General features: G+C 56.9%; 19 protein-coding genes. 18 read left to right on the top strand and 1 reads right to left on the bottom strand.

Annotated features, from left to right (window positions below; genetic code table 11):
* The 11 genes from KW828_RS03220 (at window position 1) to KW828_RS03170 (ending at window position 14,898) form a co-directional block, all read left to right on the top strand.
* Window positions 1–1,527 carry an efflux transporter outer membrane subunit gene (locus KW828_RS03220; protein WP_218334959.1) on the top strand — a complete coding sequence of 509 codons (1,527 nt, stop codon included), beginning with the start codon at window positions 1–3 and terminating at the stop codon, window positions 1,525–1,527.
* Window positions 1,528–1,635: 108 nt separating this feature from the next.
* Window positions 1,636–2,676, top strand: coding sequence for an aldo/keto reductase (locus KW828_RS03215; protein WP_218334958.1), 1,041 nt, complete (start codon window positions 1,636–1,638; stop codon window positions 2,674–2,676).
* Window positions 2,677–2,779: 103 nt separating this feature from the next.
* Window positions 2,780–3,409 (top strand): response regulator transcription factor, encoded by a 630-nt coding sequence (locus KW828_RS03210; RefSeq protein ID WP_218334957.1) that lies wholly within the window; start codon window positions 2,780–2,782, stop codon window positions 3,407–3,409.
* Window positions 3,409–4,953 (top strand): MASE1 domain-containing protein, encoded by a 1,545-nt coding sequence (locus KW828_RS03205; protein WP_218334956.1) that lies wholly within the window; start codon window positions 3,409–3,411, stop codon window positions 4,951–4,953. Before KW828_RS03210 ends, KW828_RS03205 begins: the two co-directional genes overlap by 1 nt.
* An 84-nt stretch (window positions 4,954–5,037) precedes the next feature.
* Complete coding sequence (gene uhpC, locus KW828_RS03200) at window positions 5,038–6,342, top strand: MFS transporter family glucose-6-phosphate receptor UhpC (protein ID WP_218334955.1); 1,305 nt, start codon at window positions 5,038–5,040, stop codon at window positions 6,340–6,342.
* Window positions 6,339–7,370: an ABC transporter substrate-binding protein gene (locus KW828_RS03195; RefSeq protein ID WP_088219860.1), complete on the top strand. Its 1,032-nt coding sequence runs from the start codon at window positions 6,339–6,341 to the stop codon at window positions 7,368–7,370. Before uhpC ends, KW828_RS03195 begins: the two co-directional genes overlap by 4 nt.
* 66 nt (window positions 7,371–7,436) lie before the next feature.
* On the top strand, window positions 7,437–9,515 hold the full coding sequence (locus KW828_RS03190; RefSeq protein WP_218334954.1) for an iron ABC transporter permease: 2,079 nt from the start codon (window positions 7,437–7,439) through the stop codon (window positions 9,513–9,515).
* Window positions 9,516–9,519: 4 nt separating this feature from the next.
* Window positions 9,520–10,566 carry a ferric ABC transporter ATP-binding protein gene (fbpC, locus tag KW828_RS03185; protein WP_218334953.1) on the top strand — a complete coding sequence of 349 codons (1,047 nt, stop codon included), beginning with the start codon at window positions 9,520–9,522 and terminating at the stop codon, window positions 10,564–10,566.
* 851 nt (window positions 10,567–11,417) lie between these two features.
* Window positions 11,418–12,794: a glycoside hydrolase family 1 protein gene (locus tag KW828_RS03180; RefSeq protein ID WP_218335365.1), complete on the top strand. Its 1,377-nt coding sequence runs from the start codon at window positions 11,418–11,420 to the stop codon at window positions 12,792–12,794.
* A 49-nt stretch (window positions 12,795–12,843) separates the two neighbouring features.
* A complete protein-coding gene (locus tag KW828_RS03175) occupies window positions 12,844–14,166 on the top strand; it encodes a PTS sugar transporter subunit IIC (protein WP_218334952.1) in 1,323 nt (440 codons plus the stop codon).
* 15 nt (window positions 14,167–14,181) lie between these two features.
* Entirely contained in the window at window positions 14,182–14,898 is a 717-nt protein-coding gene (locus KW828_RS03170; protein ID WP_218334951.1) for a GntR family transcriptional regulator, read from the top strand.
* Window positions 14,899–14,949: 51 nt separating this feature from the next.
* Here the strand turns inward: KW828_RS03170 and ldtB are convergent, their stop codons facing one another.
* Window positions 14,950–15,870 carry a L,D-transpeptidase gene (gene ldtB / locus KW828_RS03165; protein ID WP_072569424.1) on the bottom strand — a complete coding sequence of 307 codons (921 nt, stop codon included), beginning with the start codon at window positions 15,868–15,870 and terminating at the stop codon, window positions 14,950–14,952.
* A gap of 222 nt (window positions 15,871–16,092) precedes the next feature.
* Between ldtB and KW828_RS03160 the strand changes: the two genes are divergently transcribed.
* The 7 genes from KW828_RS03160 (at window position 16,093) to KW828_RS03130 (ending at window position 24,560) form a co-directional block, all read left to right on the top strand.
* Window positions 16,093–17,685: an ABC-F family ATPase gene (locus KW828_RS03160; protein ID WP_129362181.1), complete on the top strand. Its 1,593-nt coding sequence runs from the start codon at window positions 16,093–16,095 to the stop codon at window positions 17,683–17,685.
* Window positions 17,686–17,955: 270 nt separating this feature from the next.
* Window positions 17,956–19,638 (top strand): sugar phosphorylase, encoded by a 1,683-nt coding sequence (locus KW828_RS03155; protein ID WP_218334950.1) that lies wholly within the window; start codon window positions 17,956–17,958, stop codon window positions 19,636–19,638.
* Window positions 19,639–19,649: 11 nt separating this feature from the next.
* Window positions 19,650–20,939 (top strand): ABC transporter substrate-binding protein, encoded by a 1,290-nt coding sequence (locus KW828_RS03150; protein ID WP_218334949.1) that lies wholly within the window; start codon window positions 19,650–19,652, stop codon window positions 20,937–20,939.
* A 22-nt stretch (window positions 20,940–20,961) separates the two neighbouring features.
* Complete coding sequence (locus KW828_RS03145; RefSeq protein WP_218334948.1) at window positions 20,962–21,843, top strand: carbohydrate ABC transporter permease; 882 nt, start codon at window positions 20,962–20,964, stop codon at window positions 21,841–21,843.
* The gene (locus KW828_RS03140; RefSeq protein ID WP_218334947.1) at window positions 21,830–22,672 is read left to right on the top strand and encodes a carbohydrate ABC transporter permease; all 843 of its coding nucleotides are present in this window, start codon (window positions 21,830–21,832) and stop codon (window positions 22,670–22,672) included. The genes KW828_RS03145 and KW828_RS03140 overlap by 14 nt, the downstream gene beginning before the upstream one ends.
* A gap of 28 nt (window positions 22,673–22,700) precedes the next feature.
* Window positions 22,701–23,753, top strand: coding sequence for a zinc-binding alcohol dehydrogenase (locus KW828_RS03135; RefSeq protein WP_218334946.1), 1,053 nt, complete (start codon window positions 22,701–22,703; stop codon window positions 23,751–23,753).
* A gap of 18 nt (window positions 23,754–23,771) precedes the next feature.
* Window positions 23,772–24,560, top strand: a complete 789-nt coding sequence (locus KW828_RS03130; RefSeq protein WP_218334945.1) for a sugar phosphate isomerase/epimerase — start codon at window positions 23,772–23,774, stop codon at window positions 24,558–24,560.
* The last annotated feature ends 1 nt before the right edge of the window (window position 24,561 follow it).

Raw genomic sequence — 24,561 nt, 5'->3', positions numbered from 1 at the left:
ATGCACAGGAAAACTCATCCCACTCTGACCCTGCTGGCGCTGTTGCTGGCAGGCTGCGCCGTCGGGCCGGATTATCAGCAGCCCGCCGCCCCTGCGGTCAGCCACTGGAACGATCAGGGCGATCGCGAGGTGAAGTCGCAGACAGCGTCCCAGGCGGTGAATCCCCGCTGGTGGACGACCTTTAACTCGCCGCAGCTCAACAGCCTGATTGAGCGGGCGATTGCCGATAACCTGTCGTTGCAGCAGACCGTGCTGCGCATCGCCGGGGCGCGGGAGCAGATCAACCAGGCGGGCGGGGCGTTACTGCCCGCCGTGAACGGCAGTCTGAAAGCTACCCGCCAGCAGCTTGGGCTGGAAGGCGAGCTGAAATCCCACGACGTTTACGGTCAGCTCAATGACGTTGATCCCGAATTGCAGGGCGCGCTCGGTACGCTGACCCAGCCGGTCAATCTCTATCAGGGCAGCTTTGATGCTCAGTGGGAGATCGATCTGTGGGGCAAAGTGCGCCGCCAGGTGGAAGCCGCGCAGGCGCAACAGCAGGCGGCCATTGAACAGCGCAACGACGCGCTGGTGTCGCTGGAGGCGGAAGTCGCCCGCGCCTGGCTGCAACTGCGCGGGGCGCAGAGCATTATCGCCACCATGAATACGCAGATTGCCACCGCCCAGGAGACGTTCACCCTGACGGAAAACCGCCAGCGCGGGGGGCTCTCGCCGCAGCTGGATGTGGAAAACGCCCGCGCCCAGCTGGGCAATCTGGAAGCGCAGCTGCCGCAATATCAGGCGCAGGAGCGGCAGGCGATGAACGCGCTGGCGATCCTGCTCGGCAAACCGCCGGGCGCGCTGGACGCCGAACTGCGCAACCCACAACCGTTGCCGACGCTGCCGGATCTGGTGGCGACCGGCATTCCGTCCACTCTGGCGCGTCGTCGGCCGGACGTGCGCGAAGCGGAAGCGAATTTACATGCCGCCACGGCGCAGATCGGCGTCTCCGTGGCGCAGCTGTTCCCGAGCTTGTCGCTGACCGGCCAGTTTGGTCTGCGCAACAGCGAAACCAACTGGCTCACCGACTGGAGCAGCCATTTCTACAGTTTTGGCCCGCAGGTGTCGATCCCGATTTTCCAGGGTGGACGGCTGGTCTCCAGCGTCAAACTGGCGCGGGCGCAGCAGGGGGCGGCGGTGCTCAACTATCGCCAGACGGTGCTGACCGCGCTCGGGGATGTGGAGAATGCGCTGGTCAGCTACCGTACCGATCAGCAGCGTGAAGCGGGGCTGAGCAAAACCATCACCGCGCTGCAAAACGCCTTCGATCTGGCGAGCGACAGCTACCGGCAGGGGATCGCCACCTTTATCGATGTGCTGGATGCCCAGCGCCAGTTAGCCCAGGCGGAACAGCAGCGGGCGCAGGCGCGGGTGCAGACCAGCCTCGATCTGGTGGCGCTGTATAAAGCCCTCGGCGGCGGCTGGGAGCCGTACCAGAACGTAAAAATGCCTGACTACGCCGTCTTTGGCGACGCGCCGCGCGGATAACGTTCAGAGGATTGGGCAAGAAAAGCGCAGGAACGCCACATTCGCGAAACCGGCGGGGCGGGTATAACTACAGAACATTCACGGCAGCATCTTTTTGAGGAACGTTCTATGCGATACCAGAAACTTGGCAACACCGGGCTGTTTGTATCGGAACTGTGCCTTGGCACCATGACCTTTGGCGGCGAAGACGACATGTGGGGCAAAATCGGCCAGCTCGGGCAGAGCGACGCGGATCGGTTGGTGGGCAGCGCCCTGGATGCGGGGATCAATTTTATTGATACCGCCGATGTGTACTCGGGCGGGCGCTCGGAAATCATCACCGGCCAGGCGCTGAAAAACCTGAAGGTGCCGCGCGAAAACGTCATTGTCGCCACCAAAGTGTTCGGTGAAACCGGTACGGCGGCGGTGAACTCTCGCGGCAGCTCCCGTCACCACATTATCGGTGGCGTGAAACAGAGCTTAAAACGCCTGCAACTGGATCATATCGATCTCTATCAGCTGCACGGCTTCGATCCGGCAACGCCGATCGAAGAGACGCTCTATGCGCTGGATAATCTGGTGCAGCACGGCCATGTGCGCTATATCGGCGTCTCCAACTGGGCGGCCTGGCAGATCGCCAAAGCGCTGGGCATTTCCGAGCGGCTGGGTCTGGCGCGCTTCGCTTCACTACAGGCGTATTACACCATCGCCGGACGGGAACTGGAGCGCGAGCTGGTGCCGATGATGCAGAGTGAAGGCGTCGGCCTGATGGTCTGGAGCCCGCTGGCGGGCGGCCTGTTAAGCGGAAAATACAGCCGCGACGGCCAGTCAGAAGCGGGTAGCCGTCGCCAGGAGTTCGACTTCCCGCCGGTGAATAAAGATCGCGCGTTCGACTGCGTGGACGTGATGCGCACCATTGCCGATGCGAAAGGGGCGAGCGTGGCGCAGATTGCGCTGGCGTGGCTGCTGCATCAGCCGGTGGTCAGCAGTGTGATCATCGGCGCGAAACGCGAGGCGCAGCTGGCGGATAACATTGCCGCCACCGGTATTCGCCTGAGCGACGACGAGCTGCAACAGCTGGACGCGGTGAGCGCGCTGCCGCGGGAATATCCGGGCTGGATGCTGGAGCGTCAGGGCGAGTACCGCCGCAACCAGCTGGCCGGGCAGTAATTTATTGCAATTTTGTTACATCCATAACATATCACCGATAAGAGCATTGCCAGCGGCGTCTGACCCGGCATCATGTCGCGAAAGATAACGACGAGTGATGCTAATGGTCCGAGTAGTGCTGGTGGATGATCATGTGGTGGTTCGGTCGGGGTTTGCCCAGCTCCTCGGCCTGGAAGAGGATGTGTGCGTGACCGGGCAGTTCAGCACGGCTGCTGAGGCCTGGCCCGCACTGCTTCAGGATGACGTTGACGTGGCGGTGCTGGATGTCGCCATGCCCGATGAAAACGGCCTCAGCCTGCTAAAACGCCTGCGGCAACAGCGGCCAGGCTTTCGCGCTATTATTCTCAGTATTTATGATACGCCCGCTTTCGTGCAGAGCGCCCTGGACGCCGGGGCCAGCGGCTATCTCACCAAACGCTGCGGCCCGGAAGAGCTGGTGCAGGCGGTGCGATCCGTCGGCATGGGCGGTCATTACCTCTGCGCTGATGCCCTGCGCGCCCTGCGCGGCGGCGAGCCAGCCGGTAAAGTATTGAATATTCTCACCCCCCGCGAACGGGAAGTGTTCGATTTGCTGGTAAAAGGCGACAGCGTCAAAGAGATCGCCTTTAAGCTCGAACTGAGCCATAAAACCGTACATGTCCACCGCGCCAATGTGCTGGGTAAATTACAGTGCAGTAGCACCATTGAGCTGGTGCATTTTGCCCTTGAACACCAGTTGCTGACGGGGCACTGATGTCATCATCCTTCCGGCGTTTTATGGTGTTATCACTGTTTATCGTCCTTGCCTGGGGACCCGGCTGGCTGATGCTGTGGACGCTGAGTTTTTACCTCACCCATAATGGCCAGCAGGCGGTGCTGTTTCTGCCGCAGGGCGTCTTCCTGGCGCTGCTGATTTTGCTGTCGCGCCGTTTCTGGCTGGCGTTGTTACTGCCGTTACTGGCGATGATTTTCTGGCTGCACAGCGAACAGTTGCTCAGTGGCTATACCATGCTGGCCGCGCCGGTGATCGCGCTGCCGGTGGCCCGTATCGTCCACGCTTGGTGGCACCGCTTCCCCCTTTACTGGCATCGCCTGACGCTGCTGCTGACGGCGGTCACCGCCTGCGCGTTGCTGCAAACCCTGCTGCTGTCGCCCTTTCTGGAAAGTCAGGCCACGTTGATTGGCCTTGCCAGCTTCACCGGCGGCGTGCTGCTGACGCCCTTCGTCTACCTGATTTTTGAGTTCCTGCGCCAACAGCATCGCTATCATCTGCTCGGCCTGGACACCAGCAATCCGCCGCTGCGCACCTCGCTGATTATCTGGTGCAGCCTATTTTTTATTATCGGTATCGGCACGCAAATGGTGCTGTCGCCGGAAATTGAACGGCTGCTGCTGATTGTGGTGTTTCTGCCTAACGTCATCATGGCGTGGAAATTTGGCTGGCAGGGCGGGGTGCTGGCGGGGCTGCTCGGCAGCATGATGATCACCATTGCCCGCCAGGTGGGGATCGGTTTTGGCGATCTGCTGGAGCTGGAGATTTTCCTCGCCACCCAGGCGCTGCTCGGCATTGGGCTGGGGATCGCCATCAGCCGTCAGCAGCATCTGGCGCAAAACCTCGATCACTATCGTCAGCGGCTGGAGGTGGAGTTGCAGACGCGGCGTGCGCTGACGGAAAAGCTCATTCATAGCGAAGAGGACACCCGCAAAAGCCTCGCCCGTGAGCTGCACGATGAGATTGGTCAGAACATCACCGCTATTCAGATCCAGTCACAGCTGGTAAAACGCAGCGCGGGCAGCAGTCAGGCGCTGGACGCCGCCAGTCAGATCAACGATCTGGCGCGGCGCATTCACACCTCCACGCGCCAGCTCCTGCGCCAGTTGCGGCCGCCGGTGCTCGATGAACTCTCTTTTCGCGAGGCGCTGCACCATCTGGTGAATGAATTCGCCTTTACCGAGCGCGGCATTACCTGCCGCTTTGATTACCGGCTCAGCGCGCCGCCGGAAAACGAAACCCTGATCTTCACGCTGTATCGCCTGTTGCAGGAGTTGCTGAACAACGTCTGTAAACATGCCGAGGCAAGCGTGGTGAGTATTGTGCTCAAAGAACGCGACGGGCAGATCTGGCTGACGGTCACGGATAACGGCATCGGCATACCGGCAGGGCAGTTGCCTGGCTTCGGCATTCAGGGGATGCGCGAACGGGTGAATGCGCTGGGGGGCGATCTGGTGCTTGAGTCGTCTCAGGGCACGCACGTAATTGTTAACCTGCCCACACTTTTGCCACAAAGCCCCCGTTAACCAGGAAAAAGTCTTAGCCACTGCGGACTTTCTCTCATCCCCTTTTTCTTTCGCTTTCATATAGTCATTGTCACCGGAGGCCCTATGCAGCAACTGTCAGCCACTGCCATTACCCAGCGCTACCGCCGATTACGTCCGCGTTTATTGCTGTCGATGGTGGTGGGTTACGCGGCCTTTTACCTGACACGCAAAAGCGTCAATTACGTGCTGCCCGCGCTGCAACTGGATCTCAGTCTAAGCAAGAGCGACATCGGTCTGCTGGGTTCACTGTTTTACCTCAGCTACGGCCTGTCGAAGTTTGCCGCCGGACTCTGGCACGATAGCCACGGCAGCCGGGTATTTATGGGTATCGGGCTGTTTGCCACCGGGCTTTTAAACGTGCTGTTTGCGTTTGGCGATTCGCTGCCGACGCTGCTGTTCATCTGGACGCTGAACGGCTTTTTCCAGGGCTGGGGCTGGCCGCCATGCGCGCGGCTGCTGACCCACTGGTATTCGCGCAATGAGCGCGGCTTCTGGTGGGGCTGCTGGAATACGTCTATCAATATTGGCGGGGCGATTATCCCGCTGATCTGTGCCTTTGCCGCCCACTGGTGGGGCTGGCAGGCCGCGATGCTGACACCGGGGATCATCAGCATGGCGCTCGGCGTGTGGTTAACCATGCAACTGCGGGGCACACCGCAGGAAGAGGGGTTACCTTCCGTCGGGGAGTGGCGGCAGGATCCGCTGGAATTACGTCAGGAGCAACAAAGCCCGCCGATGGGGCTGTGGCAGATGTTACGCACCACCATGCTGCAAAACCCGATGATCTGGCTGCTGGGCGTCTCGTATGTGCTGGTGTACCTCATCCGCATTGCGCTCAACGACTGGGGAAATATCTGGCTGGCGGAGAATCACGGCGTCAATCTGCTCAGCGCCAACGCCACCGTCATGCTGTTTGAAGTCGGCGGACTGCTGGGGGCGCTGTTTGCCGGATGGGGATCGGATGTGATGTTCAGCGGGCAGCGCGCGCCGATGATTTTGCTGTTCACGCTCGGCCTGATGGTTTCCGTCGCCGCGCTGTGGCTGGCACCGGTGCACCATTACGCGCTGCTGGCGATGTGCTTTTTTACCGTGGGCTTTTTTGTTTTCGGCCCGCAGATGTTGATTGGTCTGGCGGCGGTGGAGTGCGGTCACAAAGGGGCGGCAGGATCCATTACCGGTTTTCTGGGGCTGTTCGCCTATCTGGGGGCGGCGCTGGCGGGCTGGCCGCTGTCACAGGTGATCGAGCGCTACGGCTGGTCGGGGATGTTCACCCTGCTGTCCGTCGCGGCGGTGCTGATGGGTTTACTGCTGATGCCGCTATTAATGGCGGGCATTACGGCTTCTAACACGCAAAGGATAAAAACATGAAAGTTACCCTGCTCTCTACGCTGGTTGCCACCGGGATCGCACTTGCCACCTTAAGCGGTGCCGCACAGGCAAAAGGCCGTCTGGTGGTCTATTGCAGCGCCACCAATGAAATGTGTGAAACCGAAACCAAAGCCTTCGGCGATAAGTATGACGTGAAAACCTCGTTTATCCGTAACGGCTCCGGCAGTACGCTGGCGAAAGTTGATGCCGAGAAGAAAAACCCGCAGGCAGACGTCTGGTACGGCGGGACCTTAGATCCGCAGTCGCAGGCGGGTGAGATGGGGCTGTTGCAGCCGTATAAATCGCCGAACCTTGAGCAGATCATGACGCAGTTCCGCGATCCGGCGAAAGTCAAAGGCAACCTGTCGTCGGCGGTGTACGTCGGCATCCTCGGCTTTGGCGTCAACACCGAGAAGCTGAAAGAGAAAAACCTGCCGATCCCGAAATGCTGGAAAGATCTGACCAAACCGGAATACAAAGGCGAGATCCAGATTGCCGATCCGCAAAGCTCTGGCACCGCCTACACCGCGCTCGCGACTTTTGTGCAACTGTGGGGCGAAGATCAGGCGTTTGATTACCTCAAGCAGCTCAATACCAATATTTCCCAGTACACCAAATCCGGTATCGCCCCGGCGCGTAACGCCGCCCGTGGCGAAACGGCTATCGGCATCGGCTTCCTGCATGATTATTCGCTGGAAAAAGAGCAGGGCGCACCGCTGGAGCTGATCTCCCCGTGCGAAGGTACTGGCTATGAAATTGGCGGCGTCAGCATTCTGAAAGGTGCGCGTAATGCCGACAACGCGAAGCTGTTCGTTGACTGGGTGCTGTCGAAAGAGGCGCAGGAGCTGGCGTGGAAGAAGGGCAAGTCCTATCAGATCCTGACCAACACCACGGCGGAAACCTCGCCGAACTCGCTCAAGCTCGACGACCTGAAGCTCATTAGCTACGACATGGATAAGTACGGCTCAACGGATGTGCGTAAGGCGCTGATCAACAAATGGGTCAGCGATGTGAAGATGGGGAAATAACCCCACATTTGCGATCATTTGCCCGGTGGCGCTTGCGCTTACCGGGCCTACAACACCGGAACACTTATGTCACACACTCTTGCACTCCATCCCGTGAAAAAGCGGGATGCGGTCTTCCTTTGGCTGCTTTTAGGCTGGCTGGCGTTCGCGCTGCTGCCGAGCTGGAGCCTGGATTATGGCCTGCTGGAATCGACCGCAGACGAAATTCTTGACGCTTACGCCTGGTCGCACCTCAACGTCAGCTTGCTGTGGTACGTGCTCCCCAGCCTGTTGCTGCTGCGCCCGTTCAGCGCGGCAAGCCGCGATCAACGCCGTCGCCACGGGTTTGATGCCGGCTGGTCGCTGGCCTGTATGGCGTTTATCGTCATTAGCGCGACGATCGCCGGGCGTGGGCTGGGCTATGCCACCATCGTGCTGTTCATCTCCCTTGGCGCGATCATGACGCTGGCCTTAACCCGCCTTGAATGGCTGAGCGGCGACCGCTTTGTAATCGGCTCGCTGATCGCCATTATTGCGCTGATCGGCATCTTTATCGTCTGGCCAAGCATCGCCATCTTTATTCCGATGTTCACTACCGACAGCGGGGAATTCGCGCCGCTGGCGTTTATGACGGTGCTGTCGCAGGCGCATATCGTGCAGGTGATCGTCAACTCGATCCTGCTGTCGATGGCGGTGGGCGTGGGCTGTACGTTCTTCGGACTGGTGCTGGCGATTTACACTACGCGCATCGCCCGCCGCAGCGCCATCATAGGCCGTATCTTCTCGATCCTGCCGATTGTCACCCCGCCGTTTGTGGTGGGGCTGGGGGTGACGCTGATGATGGGCCGCTCCGGTTATGTGACAGAGTTGATGGTTGACTGGTTCGGCCTGACCAATACCAACTGGCTGTACGGTTTTACCGGTATCTGGATCGCGCAGGTGCTGGCCTTCACGCCGATGGCCTTTATGATCCTCGATGGCGCAATCAAAACCATTCATCCGTCGCTGGAAGAAGCGTCTTACACCCTACGCGCCAGCCGCTGGCAGACCTTTAACGGCGTGTTTGTGCCGCTCTTAAAACCGGCGCTGGCAAACGCCTTTTTGATTGTTATCGTGCAGTCGCTGGCAGACTTCAGTAACCCGCTGGTGCTGGGCGGTAACTTCGACGTGCTGGCGACGCAGATCTATTTCTATATCACCGGCTCGCAGCTGGATTATCAGGCGGCCAGTACGCTGGGCGCGTTCCTGCTGCTGTTCTCGCTGCTGGTGTTCTGCATCCAGTACATGTGGATCGGCAAACGCTCCTACGTCACCGTCTCCGGGAAATCGTACCGGGGCGACGTGCAGCCGCTGCCGGTGACGCTGGTGTGGGGCGTGATGGCGCTACTGGCAGTGTGGGTGGCGTTCAATGCGCTGCTCTACGGCAGCATTTTCTACGGCAGCTTTACCGTCAACTGGGGCGTGGATTACACCCTGACGCTGGATAACTTTATCAAGCTGTTCGGTCAGGGAATGAGCGATGGTGCGTGGCCGTCACTGCTTGATACGCTGCTGTACGCCGGGATTGCCGCGCCGATCACCGCCATTTTTGGCCTGCTGATCGCCTGGGTGGTGGTGCGCCAGCAGTTCCGCGGCAAAAAGACTATCGAATTCACCACCATGCTGTGCTTTGCCGTACCGGGCACCGTGGCAGGCGTCTCCTATATTCTCGCCTTTAACAGCGCACCGGTTTACCTGACCGGCACCGCGGCGATTGTCATTATCTCGATGGTGATGCGTAACGTGCCGGTGGGTATTCGCGCGGGCATCGCCGGTCTCGGCCAGATCGACAAATCACTGGATGAGGCGTCCCTTAGTCTGCGTGCCGGAAGCTTACGCACCATTACGCACATTCTGCTGCCGCTGCTGCGCCCGGCGATCCTCTCGGCGCTGATCTACAGCTTTGTGCGCGCCATTACCACGGTGAGCGCCATTGTGTTCCTCGTCACGCCGGATACCCGTGTGGCTACGGCCTACATCTTAAACCGTGTTGAAGACGGCGAGTACGGCGTGGCGATTGCCTACGGCTCGATCCTGATTGTGGTGATGCTGGCGATCATCTTCCTCTTTGACTGGCTGATCGGTGAGGCGCGTATCTCCCGCTCAAAAGCTAAAAACCAGGCGTAAACCTATGACACAGAAACATTTTGTTGAGCTGCGCAACGTCGGCAAAACCTTTGGCAGCAACGTGGTGATTGAAAACATCAATCTGGCAATCCCGCAGGGAGAGATGGTGACGCTGCTCGGTCCGTCCGGCTGCGGTAAAACCACCGTGCTGCGGCTGGTGGCGGGGCTGGAGAAGCCGACCTCCGGGCAGATTTATATCGACGGCGAAGACGTCACCGACAGTTCCATTCAGCAGCGTGATATTTGTATGGTGTTCCAGTCCTACGCCCTGTTCCCGCATATGTCGCTGGGAGAGAACGTCGGTTATGGGCTGAAGATGCTCGGCGTGTCGCGCGCCGAGATCAAAACCCGCGTTAAAGAGGCGCTGGCGATGGTCGATCTGGACGGCTTTGAAGACCGCTATGTGGATCAGATTTCCGGCGGTCAGCAGCAGCGTGTGGCGCTGGCACGCGCGCTGATCTTAAAGCCTAAAGTACTGCTGTTTGATGAGCCGCTCAGTAACCTCGATGCCAACCTGCGTCGCAGTATGCGCGATAAAATTCGTGAACTGCAAAAGCAGTTCAACATCACCTCGCTCTATGTCACCCACGATCAGAGCGAGGCGTTTGCGGTTTCTGACACCGTGCTGGTGATGAACAAAGGGCACATCATGCAGATGGGCTCGCCGCAGGATCTCTATCGTCAGCCGGCGTCGCGGTTTATGGCCAGCTTTATGGGCGATGCCAACCTGTTCCCGGCGACCTTCTCGGCGGATCATGTGGATATTTATGGCTATCAGTTGCCGCGTCCGGCGCAGTTCGCCACGGTGGGCAGCGGGCAGGTGGGGGTGCGTCCGGAGGCGATTACGCTTGGTCAGCACGGCAGCGAAAGCCAGCGGTGTGTGATCCGTCATGTGGCCTATATGGGGCCGCAGTATGAGGTGATTGTGGCATGGCACGGGCAGGAGATTTTGTTGCAGGTGAATGCGACGCGGCTTCAGCCGGACGTGGGGGAGAATTATTTCCTTGAGATCCATCCGTATGGGATGTTTGAGATGCGGGAAGCGGGTTAATTCTGGGAACGTACTCAGGGTTACGTTCACAGGACTGTTACGTACAGTGGATTATTCCGTTCACTTTGCGTTTCGTGTCAGGCGTGACACCGCTGACGGTGAACGTGCTAAGGGGGCCACCGCGGCCCCCTTAGCAATCCCCGCGGCCCCGCACAGAAACCGGTGCTGCGCACTGCGCTCACCTCCCACCCGTCTGTCCGCGGTCGGCTCGATTCGGCCTCCTGCCTCATGTCGCCTCTGGCCGCCATCCCTGGCGGCCAGCCCTTGTCATCCGGCCTCCGGCTCGCCGGTTTCAGCGGGGACTCAACCCCTCGCGTCATTACCGCGTTTTTTATATTGCGACTGAGTGGCATTAGTTTTTTATGAACTTACAGGAAGCTGTGAGTGGTGTTTTTTTAGAAATCTGGAAGTGTGTGGGGGAGTCGGCTGAAAATCGCTGAGGCGTTCACTTACGGCCGGGGCAGCCCGCATGGATGCGGGCTGAGGGCGCGAGTTGCAGGGACGCTGCATCGCGCCCGACCCGAAGCCGGAAGGGATAAGCCGAAGGCCACCGCGCAGCGGCGATTTTCTTGCCGGAAGCCCGGGGGTGCAGGGGGCGGCGGCGACTGGCCGCCCCTTGCGCGCTCTCGCCATCCGGCGTTCCGTTGTTCCACAACATTAAATTAGAGCGCAACCTACCACCATCACCCTGATCCCGAGCGCAACCTGCCGCATACAAAAAATGATTACGCGATCTTTTCGGCACTGGTCACAAAACCCACGGTCCCCCTTTGCTTGCCTTATCGGCATCCGCTATATGACTAGTCATATAAAGTAAATGACTTTACATATCTACCAGCGGAGATCAGATGATGACTAAATCCTTACCGGCGGGTTTTTTATGGGGTAACTCGGTATCGAGTATGCAGACGGAAGGGGCGTGGAACGAAGGCGGAAAGGGACCGTCGGTGTACGACATCCGCGAAGCCAGCGAATTCGCTTCTGACTGGAAAGTGGCCACCGACTCCTACCATCGCTATGCCGAAGATTTCGACCTGATGCAGGATCTCGGCATGAACTGCTACCGTTTTCAGATCGCCTGGAGCCGCGTCTGTCCCCAGGGCGACGGGGAGTTTAACGCCGAGGGCATCGCCTTTTACGATCGCTTTATCAACGACCTGCTGGCGCGCGGCATCGAGCCGATGATCTGCCTCTACCACTTTGATATGCCGCTGGCGCTGGCAAAGACCTACAATGGATTTACCGATCGTCACGTCATGGAGGCGTTTGTCCGCTACGGCAAAAAGATGATCGACTGCTTTGGCGACCGCGTGAAGTACTGGCTGACCTTTAACGAGCAAAATATCTACCACATGCCGGAAGCCTTTAAGGTCGGCGGCTATCTGGAAGGCGAGAAAACGCTGCGCGAGCTGTACCAGATCTCGCATCACGTGATGATGGCCCACGTCCGGCTGACGCACTATCTGCATGACACCAAACCGGGGCAGCTGATGGGCGGTATGCTGGCGCATCAGCTGATCTATCCCGCCACCTGTAAGCCGCAGGATATTTTCTGTGCGCAGCAGTATGACGAATTTCTCAACCAGAACCTGCTGCGGGTCTATGCCGGTCAGGGCTACAGCCCGGCGGTGATGGCGGTAGTGGCGCGCGAAGGCTTCCAGGATATTTTCCGCGACGAGGATCTCGCGGAAATCGCCCGCGTGAAAAATGATTATATGGCGTTCAGCTACTACGCCAGTAAGACGCTGGACAGTGATGCCATTCCCGCTGGTACGCCGGTGAACTATTACCTGCTGCATGGCGACAAAAATAACCCGTTCCTCACCGCCACCGAATGGAACTGGCAGATCGATCCGCTCGGTTTTCGCACCATTATCACCCGTTATTACAACGACTGGCGGCTGCCGGTATTCCCGATTGAAAACGGTATTGGCGTGATCGAATCCTGGGACGGCGTTAACCCCATCGACGACCAGTACCGCATCGACTATCACCGTGCGCATTTGCAGGCCATGAAAGATGCCATCTTTGAGGACGGCGCGCAGGTAATGGGCTATCTCGGCTGGGGGCTGATTGACATTCTCAGCTCGCAGGGGGACATGCGTAAGCGCTACGGCGTGGTGTATGTGAACCGTGAAAACCACGATCTGAAAGATCTGAAACGCGTGCCGAAAAAGAGCTACGCCTGGTTCAAACGTGTGATCCACAGTAACGGCGACGAGATGTGATCCCGCCTGCCAGACCGTTTTGTGACTGATTGAAGGGAAGGTATCTGCGATGTCTGATGCAAACATGAAACCGAATATGCAGTCGTTTGTTGATCGATTTGTTGAGTTCTCCGCCCGTATCGCCAACCAGGTGCATCTGCGCTCCCTGCGCGATGCCTTTGCCGCGGTGATGCCCATTTTTATTCTCGCCGGGCTGGCGGTGCTGGTGAATAACGTGGTGTTTCCGTGGGTAATGGACGGAGAAATGCTGACGCGCTTTAAAGTGTGGGGCGATGTGATCATCAACGGTACGCTGAATATCGCGGCGCTGTTGATCGCGCCGATGATCGCCTGGTCGCTGGCGCGCAACAAAAACTTCGACAACCCGGTCTCGGCAGTGGTGATCGCCTTATCCAGCTTTATCATTATGATGCCCATCCAGCTCGACGTGGTGCCGGTAGGCGGCAAGGCCACAGTGACGGTCGGCCAGTTGCTGTCGTTTGCCAATATCGGCACCACCGGGATTTTTGCCGGGGTGATCATCGGCCTGTTGTCCACCGAGCTGTTTATCCGCATCGCCGGGTTCAAAAAGCTCGATATTTCGCTCGGCGAAAACGTGCCGCCAGCGGTGAGCAAATCCTTTTCCGCGCTGCTGCCGACCATTTTTACGCTCTCCACCTTCGCCATTATCGCCGCGCTGCTGGCGAACGTGCTGCACACCGATCTGATCCACCTGATCACCACGCTGATCCAGCAGCCGTTGCGGCTTATTAATACCAGTCTGCCGGGCACGCTGTTTATCTACAGCTTTGGTAACTTTCTGTTTACGCTGGGTATTCATCAGTCGGTGGTCAACGCCGTGGTGCTCGAGCCGTTCCTGCTGATCAACACCAACGAAAATATGATCGCGTTTGCTAACGGGCAGCCGATCCCGCACATCATCAACAATATCTTTGTACCGACCTTCGGCATGATCGGCGGCACCGGCAGTACGCTGTCGCTGCTCATCGCCATCTTTCTGTTCTCGCGCCAGCAGTCGGCGAAACAGGTGGCGCGTCTGTCGATTTCACCGGGGCTGTTTAACATCAACGAGCCGGTGATTTTTGGTCTGCCGATTGTGTTTAATATTCCGCTGATGATCCCCTTTGTGCTGCTGCCGGCTATCGGGATTTTGTTCGCCTGGATCTGCACCACGCTCGGGTTAATGTCGCGCTGCGTGGTGATGATCCCCTGGACCACGCCACCGGTGCTGAGCGCCTGGCTGGCCACGGCGGGGGACTGGCGGGCGGTGGTCGTTCAGTTGATAATCATCATCTTTGGTGTATTCTTCTACCTGCCTTTCCTCAAGATAGCCGAGCGAGTGGCCTTAAAAAACAGTGGGATAGTCGAATAATAAAAGGAACGGGCAATGTCGGCGAAATACGTTTCTATCGCGCAGGAAATCAAGCAGCGCATCATGAGCGGGCAGTATTCTGCCAGCGAGCCGTTGCCCGACCAGTTTGCGCTGGCGGCGGAATTCAGCACCAGCCGCATGACTATCCAGCAGGCGATACGCCAGCTGATCGTCGAAGGGCTGGTGTATACCCGTCAGGGGCAAGGGACCTTCATCCGCAAGAATTTCCTCCAGCTCTCCCAGTGGGATCTGCCCGGCAGCGATTATTACGGCGCGACCAAAACCTGGGAAAATGTCGGCACCGTCACCAGTGAAATCATCCGCTTCGATTTACGCTTTCCCGACGAAAAAGAGCAGGAGTCGCTGCTGATTGACGCCGATGCGCCGGTCTATGACTTTGTGCGTCTGCGGCTGCTTGACGGGGAACCGGTATCGCTGGAGTTTACGCTGATGCCGGTGAGTCTGGTGCCCGGCCTTAACCGCGGTCATCTGCAAAGCTCGGTATTTCGTTATGTGCAGGACACGCTGGCGCTGAAAATTATGGGCTCGTACCGCGTGGTGCGCGCGCTAAAGCCGAATGCCGAGGATAAACGCTGGTTGAGCTGCGATGACACCGATCCGGTGCTGGAAGTGGAGCAGGTGATTTATCTGGAGGACGGCACGCCGCTGGAGTATGCCCATTGCCATTATCGCTACGATCATGGTGGCGTGATTATGGTTAATCACGGCTAATAAAAAAGCGATGGTTTCCCATCGCTTTTTTTGTTTACTGCCGGGGCAAAATCAGTTCAGACGAACCGGCATACCCGAGCGGTTTTCGATGGCCTGCTCAACAACAGCCTGATCAACGTCAGCCTGGCTGGTCACGCTCTGCACGCTCTTGGTCAGGGTGATCGGTACGATTTCCCCACCTTCAAACTGTGCTTCGGTGGTGGACAGCGGGTTGTGCACTTCCACATAACGGCTGCCATCCGGCTCGGTGGTGGCTTTCACCGGTTCATCGATAAACTGCACGCGGGTGCCGACCGGCACGTTCTGGAACAGGAATTTAATGTCTTCGTTACGCAGACGCACACAGCCGTGGCTCACGCGCAGGCCGATACCGAAGTTGGCGTTGGTGCCGTGAATGGCATACAGACGACCAATGTACAGCGCATACAGACCCATCGGGTTATCCGGGCCAGCCGGAACCACGGCCGGCAGCGGGTTACCCGCTGCGATGTATTCCGCGTGCATTTTGGCGGTTGGTGTCCAGGTCGGACCGGCTTTCTTACGCTCAACTTTGGTGGTCCAGTTGATCGGCGTATCTTTGCCTAACTGACCGATACCGATAGGCAGCACGATCACCGTGTTGGTGCCTTTCGGGTAGTAATAAAGGCGCATTTCGGCACTGTTGATCACAATACCTTCGTGGACGGTGTCCGGCAGGATCAGCTGCTGCGGGATGTTCAGCACGCTACCGCCTTTCGGCAGATAGGTGTCAACGCCCGGGTTCGCTTCCAGCAGGTTAGACAGGCCCATCTGGTACTGCGCCGCAAAATACTCCAGCGGCTGCTGGTTACCTTCCGGGATCGTGATGACCTGGTTCTGACCAACCAGACGGCTGCCGTCGGTTGGCAGTGGATAAGTTACTGCAGAGGCAGATTTGCAAAATCCTACTACTGCGAATGCCGCCGCTAAAATCGTTGTTAATTTAATTTTCATGTTATGCGAGGTATCTTTGCCACTGGCCATCCGGCCGTTTAGTTAAGTCTTAATGGAGATGGGAGCGCATTATATGTGCATTCCCCCGCGCATGGAATTCAGATGTGTACGAAATCACATTTTTTTCTGAAACGCTCAGTGTAGCCGCCGATCACGAGGCGCGATTTCATTTCGCAATTGTGGCATAATGCACGGTTTGTCACACATTTTTAGGATAACGCCGTGTTAGTTACCAGCAACGTCACCATGCAGTTCGGCACTAAGCCGCTGTTCGAAAACATATCCGTCAAATTTGGCGGCGGCAACCGTTACGGCCTGATTGGTGCCAACGGTAGCGGAAAATCCACCTTTATGAAGATCCTCGGCGGCGACTTAGAGCCGACGCTGGGGAACGTCTCCCTCGATCCGAACGAGCGCATCGGTAAGCTGCGTCAGGATCAGTTCGCCTTCGAAGAATTCAGCGTGCTCGACACGGTGATCATGGGCCACGCTGAACTGTGGGAAGTGAAGCAGGAGCGCGATCGCATCTACAGCCTGCCGGAAATGAGCGAAGAAGACGGCTACAAAGTGGCCGATCTGGAAGTGCTGTACGGCGAAATGGACGGCTACTCTGCTGAATCCCGTGCCGGTGAACTGCTGCTTGGCGTGGGGATCCCGCTGGAACAGCATTACGGCCCAATGAGTGAAGTCGCCCCCGGCTGGAAACTGCGTGTGCTGCTGGCACAGGCGCTGTTCGCCAACCCGGACATTCTGCTGCTCGATGAACCGACGAACAACCTCGACATCGACACCATTCGCTGGCTGGAGCAGGTGCTGAACGAACGTAACAGCACCATGATCATTATTTCGCACGACCGTCACTTCCTGAACATGGTCTGTACGCACATGGCGGATCTCGATTACGGCGAACTGCGCGTTTACGCAGGCAACTACGACGAATACATGACCGCGGCGACCCAGGCGCGTGAACGTCTGCTGGCAGACAACGCCAAGAAAAAAGCCCAGATTGCCGATTTGCAGTCGTTTGTCAGCCGCTTTAGCGCTAACGCCTCCAAATCGCGTCAGGCAACCTCCCGCGCGCGCCAGATTGACAAAATCAAGCTGGATGAAGTGAAAGCGTCCAGCCGTCAGAACCCGTTCATCCGCTTTGAGCAGGACAAAAAACTGTTCCGTAATGCGCTGGAAGTGGAGCAGCTCAGCAAAGGCTTTGAAAACGGTCCGCTGTTTAAGAACGTCAATCTGCTGCTGGAAGTGGGCGAGAAACTGGCGATCCTCGGTACCAACGGCGTCGGTAAATCCACCCTGCTGAAAACGCTGGTCGGCGATTTAACGCCGGACACCGGCAGCGTGAAGTGGTCCGAAAACGTGAAAATCGGCTATTACGCCCAGGATCACGAATATGAATTCGAAAACGGCATGACCGTGTTCGACTGGATGAGCCAGTGGAAACAGGAAGGCGACGACGAGCAGGTTGTGCGTGGCATTCTGGGACGTCTGCTGTTTAGCCAGGACGACATCAAAAAGCCGGTAAAAGTGCTCTCCGGTGGTGAGAAAGGTCGCATGCTGTTTGGCAAGCTGATGATGGAACGCCCGAATATTCTGGTGATGGATGAACCGACCAACCACCTGGATATGGAATCCATCGAATCGCTGAACATGGCGCTGGAAATGTACCAGGGCACGCTGATTTTTGTTTCTCATGACCGTGAGTTCGTCAGCTCGCTGGCGACCCGCGTGATTGAAATCACCCCTGAACGCGTTATCGACTTCAGCGGCAACTACGAAGATTACCTGCGCAGCAAAGGCATCGACTGATTTTCCTGCATACACACGGCTTCCCGTACTGACGGGGAGCCGTTTTTTATTGATATTATAAATAACTCCCGACTTATTATTTATATCCTGAATATATATTGCCCCTTCTTTCTTAAATAGATTAAAAACTATTTGTTGATAAGTTTGCGACGGCTCACAAATATCGATTTAATTCTGCGTTAATGCGCCGACAGGCCGCCTGGTAACGTTGACACCCGATTTCAGGAGGAGTAATTTCCGCGTCATGGGACCGATACCACGGAAAGTCAAATGAACGGAAACATTAACAAGATCCTCCAGGCTGTTTATGCCGACAATTTTACCGCGCTGCATCATGAAAAATTAATCGCCAGTATTGAGAAATACCGGCCGCTCATTTCACAAAGCCGCAAACAAAAATGGGATGAAAGCGACGTGGTATTAATTACCTACGCCGATCAATTTCATCATGAAGACGCAAAGCCGCTAGCGGTATTTAATGCGTTTTATTATAAGTGGTTTAAATCCGTTTTTTCGCACGTCCATTTATTACCTTTCTGTCCGTGGTCTTCCGACGACGGCTTTTCAGTAATTGATTATCATCGCGTTGCGCCGGAAGCAGGGGAGTGGAGCGATATTGCAGAATTAAACCACCAGGCACGGCTGATGTTTGATTTTGTCTGCAATCATATGTCGGCAAAAAGTGAATGGTTTAATCACTATCTTCAGCAGAAACCCGGCTTTGAGAATTTCTTTCTGGCGATGGATCCGGCCACCGACTTATCGGCGGTGACTCGCCCTCGCGCGCTGCCCTTATTAACGCCGTTCACCCTGCATGATGGCTCAACGCGCCACCTGTGGACCACTTTCAGCGACGATCAGATTGACCTCAACTACAGCGAGCCGGACGTGCTGCTGGCAATGGTTGACGTGCTGCTGCACTACCTGGCGCAAGGGGCGGATTATGTACGCCTGGATGCGGTTGGCTTCATGTGGAAAACGCCGGGCACCAGTTGCATTCATCTGGAGAAAACCCACCAGTTGATCAAGCTGTTCCGCGCCATTGCTGACGAAGTCGCGCCGGGCACGGTGATCATCACCGAAACTAACGTCCCGCATAAAGACAATATCGCTTATCTGGGCAACGGGCGCGATGAAGCGCACATGGTGTATCAGTTCTCGCTGCCGCCGCTGGTGCTGCATGCCGTTCACCGTCAGGACGCCACCGCCCTGTGCCAGTGGGCGCAGGGGCTAACGCTGCCGGGCCGTGACACCACCTGGTTTAACTTCCTCGCCTCTCACGATGGCATCGGGCTTAACCCGTTGCGCGGTATTCTGCCGGAAGAGGAAATCCTGCATTTAGTGGAGCAACTGCGTCAGGAAGGCGCGTTAGTTAACTGGAAGAATAACCCGGACGGCACCCGCAGCCCGTACGAAGTCAACGTCACCTATATGGATGCGCTAAGCGCGCGCGAAAGCAGCGACGATGAACGTCTGGCCCGCTTCCTGCTCGCCCACGCTATTTTGCTGACCTTCCCTGGCGTGCCGGCAATTTATATTCAGAGCATTATGGGATCGCGTAACGATTATGAGGGCGTAGAACGTTTAGGTTATAACCGGGCGATTAACCGGCAAAAATATCAGCAGGACGATATTGAAAATGAGCTGCAAACCAGCGGTTCGTTGCGCCATCGCGTTTATCACGCGTTATCCCGAATGGTTGTGTTGCGTCGGCAAAACACCGTGTTCCATCCTGACAGCGGTTTTAGCATTAATAGTATTTCCCCGCAGGTAATGCAAATTACCCGTACCGCTAAAAACGGCGACACGCTGGAGGCGTTGTTTAATATCAGTAACACCGAACAGCAAATAAAAATCCACAATGCAGGTTTTGATTTAATAAGTGAATGTCCTGTCTCTCACGCGGAAATAACCCTGCGTCCGTGGCAGGTCATGTGGATCAAAAAACAATAAAGGAACATCTTATGTCTAAATCAAAAATCGTGCTGTTATCAGCACTGGTGTCGTGCGCCCTTATTTCTGGCTGTAAAGAAGAAAAAAAGACGGTCGCCATTGAATTTATGCACTCCTCGGTTGAGCAGGAACGTCAGGCGGTTATTTCTCGCCTGATCGATAAGTTCCAGAAAGAAAACCCGGACATCACGGTAAAACAGGTGCCGGTGGAAGAGGACGCCTTTAACACCAAAATCATCACCCTGGCGCGTACCGGCGCGCTGCCGGAGGTGATCGAAACCAGCCACGACTACGCCAAAGTGATGGACAAAGAACAGCTGGTGGATCGTAAAGCCATCGGTGAGGTCATCGCCTCCGTGGGCGAGCAGAATTTCTATGACGGCGTGCTGCGTATCGTGCGTACCGAAGATGGGGCGGCATGGAACGGCGTGCCAATCAGCGCCTGGTTACAGGGCGTCTGGTACAAAAAAGATGTGCTGGCAAATGCGGGTCTGAGCGAGCCGCAGAACTGGCAGCAGTTACTGGAAACGGCGCAGAAACTCAGCGATCCGGCGCAGAAAAAATACGGTATCGCGCTGCCGACCGCAGAAAGCGTGATGACCGAACAGGCGTTCTCGCAGTTCGCGCTCTCCAACAACGCCAACGTTTTTGACGCCAGCGGCAGCATCACGCTGAACACGCCGGAAATGGAACAGGCGCTGGAAATGTACCGCTCACTCTCCCGGACCACCATGCCTGGCTCCAACAACGTCATGGAAATCAAAGACGCCTTTATGAACGGTGCCGCACCGATGGCGATCTACTCCACCTACATCCTGCCAGCGGTGTTTAAAGAGGGCGATGCGGCCAACCTCGGCTTTATGGTGCCGACTGAAAAATCCTCTGCCGTGTTCGGCACGATCACCTCGCTGACCATCAGCAACGGCCAGACGGCAGAGGAAACCGCTGCCGCCGGGAAATTCGTCACCTTTATGCACAAAGCAGAAAACGAAGCGGAGTGGGTAATGATGTCGCCGGGCGCGGCGTTCCCGGCCAACAAAGGCGTCACCGACACCGCGCTGTGGAAAGACAACGAGGTGATCAAAGCCTTTGGTCAACTGCCGTACGACCTGATTGCCCAGTATCCCAATATGCAGGTCTTCGGATCGGTCGGCGATAAAAACTTCACCCGCATGGGCGACGTTACCGGCTCGGGCGTGATCAACCGCGCGGTACATAACGTGACAGTGGGTAATAACGATCTCAAGCAAACCCTCACCGAGGGTCAGGCGACGCTGGAAGAACTTGTAAAACAACGTTAATCAATGGATGTGGATTGCAGTTATGAAAAGGTTGTTTTCAGGTCGTTCTGATATGCCTTTTGCCATGCTGCTACTGGCCCCCAGCTTACTGCTGCTGGGGGGCCTGGTAGCCTGGCCGATGGTATCAAATATCGAAATCAGTTTTTTACGCCTGCCGCTAAACCCGCGCATCGACGCGACGTTTGTCGGGCTGGATAACTACATGCGTATCCTCAGCGATCCAGGGTTCTGGCATTCACTGTGGATGACGGTGTGGTACACCGTGCTGGTGGTGGCGGGCAGTACCGTGCTCGGCCTGGCGGTGGCGATTTTCTTCAACCGCGAGTTTCGTCTGCGCAAAACCGCGCGCTCGCTGGTGATTCTGTCCTACGTGACGCCGTCGATCTCACTGGTCTTCGCCTGGAAATACATGTTCAACAACGGCTACGGCATTGTGAACTATCTCGGCGTCGATCTGCTGCATCTCTACGATCAGGCGCCGCTGTGGTTTGATAATCCGGGCAGCAGCTTCGTGCTGGTGGTGCTGTTCGCCATCTGGCGCTACTTCCCCTATGCGTTTATCTCCTTTCTGGCGATTTTGCAGACCATCGACAAATCGCTGTATGAAGCCGCCGAAATGGACGGCGCGAACGCCTGGCAGCGTTTTCGTATCGTCACGCTACCGGCGATTATGCCAGTGCTGGCGACGGTCATCACACTGCGCACTATCTGGATGTTCTACATGTTTGCCGACGTTTATCTGCTGACTACCAAGGTCGATATTCTCGGCGTCTATCTCTATAAAACGGCCTTCGCATTTAATGACTTAGGAAAAGCGGCAGCCATTTCTATCGTGCTGTTCGTCATTATTTTCGCGGTAATTTTGCTGACCAGAAAACGGGTGAATCTCCATGGCAACAAATAAACGCCCCCTCAGCCGCATCGGGTTTTACCTTGGGCTTGCCGCCTTTCTTATCATCACGCTGTTTCCATTTTTCGTGATGCTGATGACCTCATTCAAAGGCGCGAAAGAGGCGATTTCACTCACGCCGACGCTGCTGCCGCAGCAGTGGACGCTGGAGCACTATATCGACATTTTTAACCCGCTGATCTTTCCGTTCGTCGACTACTTCCGTAACAGCATGGTGGTGTCGGTGGTGTCGTCCACGGTGGCGGTGTTTCTCGGCACGCTGGGGGCGTATGCGCTCTCCCGCCTGCGCTTTAAGGGCCGCATGACCATCAACGCCAGCTTTTACACGGTGTACATGTTCTCCGGCATTTTGCTGGTGGTGCCACTGTTCAAGATCATCACCGCACTTGGCATCTACGACACCGAAATGGCGCTGATCATCACCATGGTCACGCAGACGCTGCCTACCGCCGTGTTCATGCTGAAAAGCTACTTCGACACCATCCCGGATGAGATCGAAGAGGCGGCCATGATGGACGGTCTGAATCGCCTGCAAATTATCTTCCGCATCACCGTACCGCTGGCAATATCCGGGCTGGTGTCGGTCTTCGTCTACTGCTTCATGGTGGCGTGGAACGACTATCTGTTTGCCTCGATTTTCCTCTCCAGCGCCAGCAACTTCACCCTGCCGGTCGGCCTGAACACGCTGTTCAGCACGCCGGACTATATCTGGGGACGCATGATGGCGGCCTCGCTGGTGACCGCGCTGCCGGTGGTGATCATGTATGCGCTTTCTGAACGTTTTATTAAAAGTGGTCTGACCGCCGGTGGCGTTAAAGGCTAAGGCGGCCTGTTTTTAAATGGAGATTAAGATGAAGAAGTTAGTAGCAACCGCACCGCGCATCGCGGCGCTGGTGGAATATGAAGATCGTGCCATTGCGGAGAACGAAGTCAAAATCCGCGTCATGTTTGGTGCGCCAAAACACGGCACGGAAGTGGTGGATTTTCGCGCCGCCAGCCCGTTTATCGACGAGGAATTCAACGGTGAATGGCAGATGTTTACCCCGCGTCCGACAGACGCCCCGCGCGGTATCGAATTTGGCAAATTCCAGCTCGGCAATATGATCGTTGGCGACATTATCGAATGCGGCGCAAGCGTCACCGACTATGCCATTGGCGATCGGGTATGCAGCTACGGCCCGCTGTCCGAAACCGTCATCGTTAACGCCGTCAATAACTACAAACTGCGCAAAATGCCGCAGGGGAGTTCCTGGAAAAACGCGGTCTGCTATGACCCGGCACAGTTCGCCATGAGCGGCGTGCGCGATGCCAACGTCCGCGTCGGCGATTTTGTGGTGATTATCGGTCTGGGGGCGATTGGTCAGATTGCCGTCCAGCTGGCGAAAAAAGCCGGGGCCTCGGTGGTGATCGGCGTCGATCCTATTGCCCACCGTTGTGATATTGCCCGCCGTTACGGGGCGGATTTCTGCCTTAACCCGATTGGCACTGATGTGGGTCTGGAGATCAAAAAGCTCACTGGCAAACAGGGCGCAGACGTGATCATCGAAACCAGCGGCTACGCCGATGCGTTGCAATCGGCGCTGCGCGGGCTGGCCTACGGCGGCACCATCTCTTACGTCGCCTTCGCCAAGCCGTTTGCAGAAGGCTTCAACCTTGGCCGCGAAGCGCATTTCAACAACGCCAAAATTGTCTTCTCCCGTGCGTGCAGCGAGCCGAACCCGGACTATCCGCGCTGGAGCCGTAAACGCATCGAGGAAACCTGCTGGGAACTGCTGATGAACGGCTATCTCGACTGCGACGCGCTGATCGACCCGGTGGTGACCTTCGCCAGCAGCCCGGAAAGCTATATGCAGTTCGTCGATCGTCATCCGGAACAGAGCATCAAAATGGGCGTCACCTTTTAAGGTAAAGGATTACTGAACATGAAAATCGGAACACAGAACCAGGCCTTCTTCCCGGAAAACATTCTGGAAAAATTTCGCTTTATCAAAGAAATGGGCTTCGATGGCTTTGAGATCGACGGCAAACTGCTGGTCAACAATGTTGACGCGGTAAAAGCGGCCATTAAAGAAACCGGCCTGCCGGTGACCACCGCCTGTGGCGGCTACGACGGCTGGATCGGCGACTTTATCGAAGAACGCCGTCTCAACGGCCTGCAACAGATCGAACGCATTCTGGAAGCGCTGGCAGAAGTGGGCGGGCAGGGGATCATCGTCCCGGCGGCCTGGGGCATGTTTACTTTCCGTCTGCCGCCGATGACCTCGCCGCGCAGCCTGGCGGGCGATCGCAAAGCGGTCAGCGATTCGCTGCGTTATCTCGAAAACGTCGCGGCGCGTACCGGCACCACGGTTTATCTGGAGCCGCTCAACCGCTACCAGGATCATATGATCAACACCCTCGCCGACGCCCGTCGTTATATCCTGGACAACGATCTGAAACACGTGCAGATCATCGGCGATTTCTACCACATGAACATCGAAGAAGACGATCTGGCGAAAGCGCTGCACGACAACCGCGATCTGCTGGGGCACGTGCATATTGCTGACAACCATCGCTATCAGCCGGGCAGCGGCACGCTGAATTTCCGCGCGCTGTTCGATCAGCTGCGCGCCGATAACTATCAGGGATACGTGGTGTACGAAGGGCGCGTGCGGGCAGAAGATCCGTGCGCGGCTTACCGTGAGTCACTGGCCTTTTTGCGCACCTGCTAAG

The sequence above is a fragment of the Enterobacter sp. ENT03 genome, assembly GCF_019218745.1.
Lineage (GTDB): Bacteria > Pseudomonadota > Gammaproteobacteria > Enterobacterales > Enterobacteriaceae > Enterobacter_D.
Note: the sequence above shows the minus strand (reverse complement) of the source record. Positions and strands in the feature narration are given on the sequence as shown.

Coding starts and splice junctions, on each gene's coding strand:
- KW828_RS03220 (WP_218334959.1), top strand. CDS start 1: ATGCACAGGAAAACTCATCCCACTCTGACCCTGCTGGCGCTGTTGCTG.
- KW828_RS03215 (WP_218334958.1), top strand. CDS start 1,636: ATGCGATACCAGAAACTTGGCAACACCGGGCTGTTTGTATCGGAACTG.
- KW828_RS03210 (WP_218334957.1), top strand. CDS start 2,780: ATGGTCCGAGTAGTGCTGGTGGATGATCATGTGGTGGTTCGGTCGGGG.
- KW828_RS03205 (WP_218334956.1), top strand. CDS start 3,409: ATGTCATCATCCTTCCGGCGTTTTATGGTGTTATCACTGTTTATCGTC.
- uhpC (WP_218334955.1), top strand. CDS start 5,038: ATGCAGCAACTGTCAGCCACTGCCATTACCCAGCGCTACCGCCGATTA.
- KW828_RS03195 (WP_088219860.1), top strand. CDS start 6,339: ATGAAAGTTACCCTGCTCTCTACGCTGGTTGCCACCGGGATCGCACTT.
- KW828_RS03190 (WP_218334954.1), top strand. CDS start 7,437: ATGTCACACACTCTTGCACTCCATCCCGTGAAAAAGCGGGATGCGGTC.
- fbpC (WP_218334953.1), top strand. CDS start 9,520: ATGACACAGAAACATTTTGTTGAGCTGCGCAACGTCGGCAAAACCTTT.
- KW828_RS03180 (WP_218335365.1), top strand. CDS start 11,418: ATGACTAAATCCTTACCGGCGGGTTTTTTATGGGGTAACTCGGTATCG.
- KW828_RS03175 (WP_218334952.1), top strand. CDS start 12,844: ATGTCTGATGCAAACATGAAACCGAATATGCAGTCGTTTGTTGATCGA.
- KW828_RS03170 (WP_218334951.1), top strand. CDS start 14,182: ATGTCGGCGAAATACGTTTCTATCGCGCAGGAAATCAAGCAGCGCATC.
- ldtB (WP_072569424.1), bottom strand. CDS start 15,870: ATGAAAATTAAATTAACAACGATTTTAGCGGCGGCATTCGCAGTAGTA.
- KW828_RS03155 (WP_218334950.1), top strand. CDS start 17,956: ATGAACGGAAACATTAACAAGATCCTCCAGGCTGTTTATGCCGACAAT.
- KW828_RS03150 (WP_218334949.1), top strand. CDS start 19,650: ATGTCTAAATCAAAAATCGTGCTGTTATCAGCACTGGTGTCGTGCGCC.
- KW828_RS03145 (WP_218334948.1), top strand. CDS start 20,962: ATGAAAAGGTTGTTTTCAGGTCGTTCTGATATGCCTTTTGCCATGCTG.
- KW828_RS03140 (WP_218334947.1), top strand. CDS start 21,830: ATGGCAACAAATAAACGCCCCCTCAGCCGCATCGGGTTTTACCTTGGG.
- KW828_RS03135 (WP_218334946.1), top strand. CDS start 22,701: ATGAAGAAGTTAGTAGCAACCGCACCGCGCATCGCGGCGCTGGTGGAA.
- KW828_RS03130 (WP_218334945.1), top strand. CDS start 23,772: ATGAAAATCGGAACACAGAACCAGGCCTTCTTCCCGGAAAACATTCTG.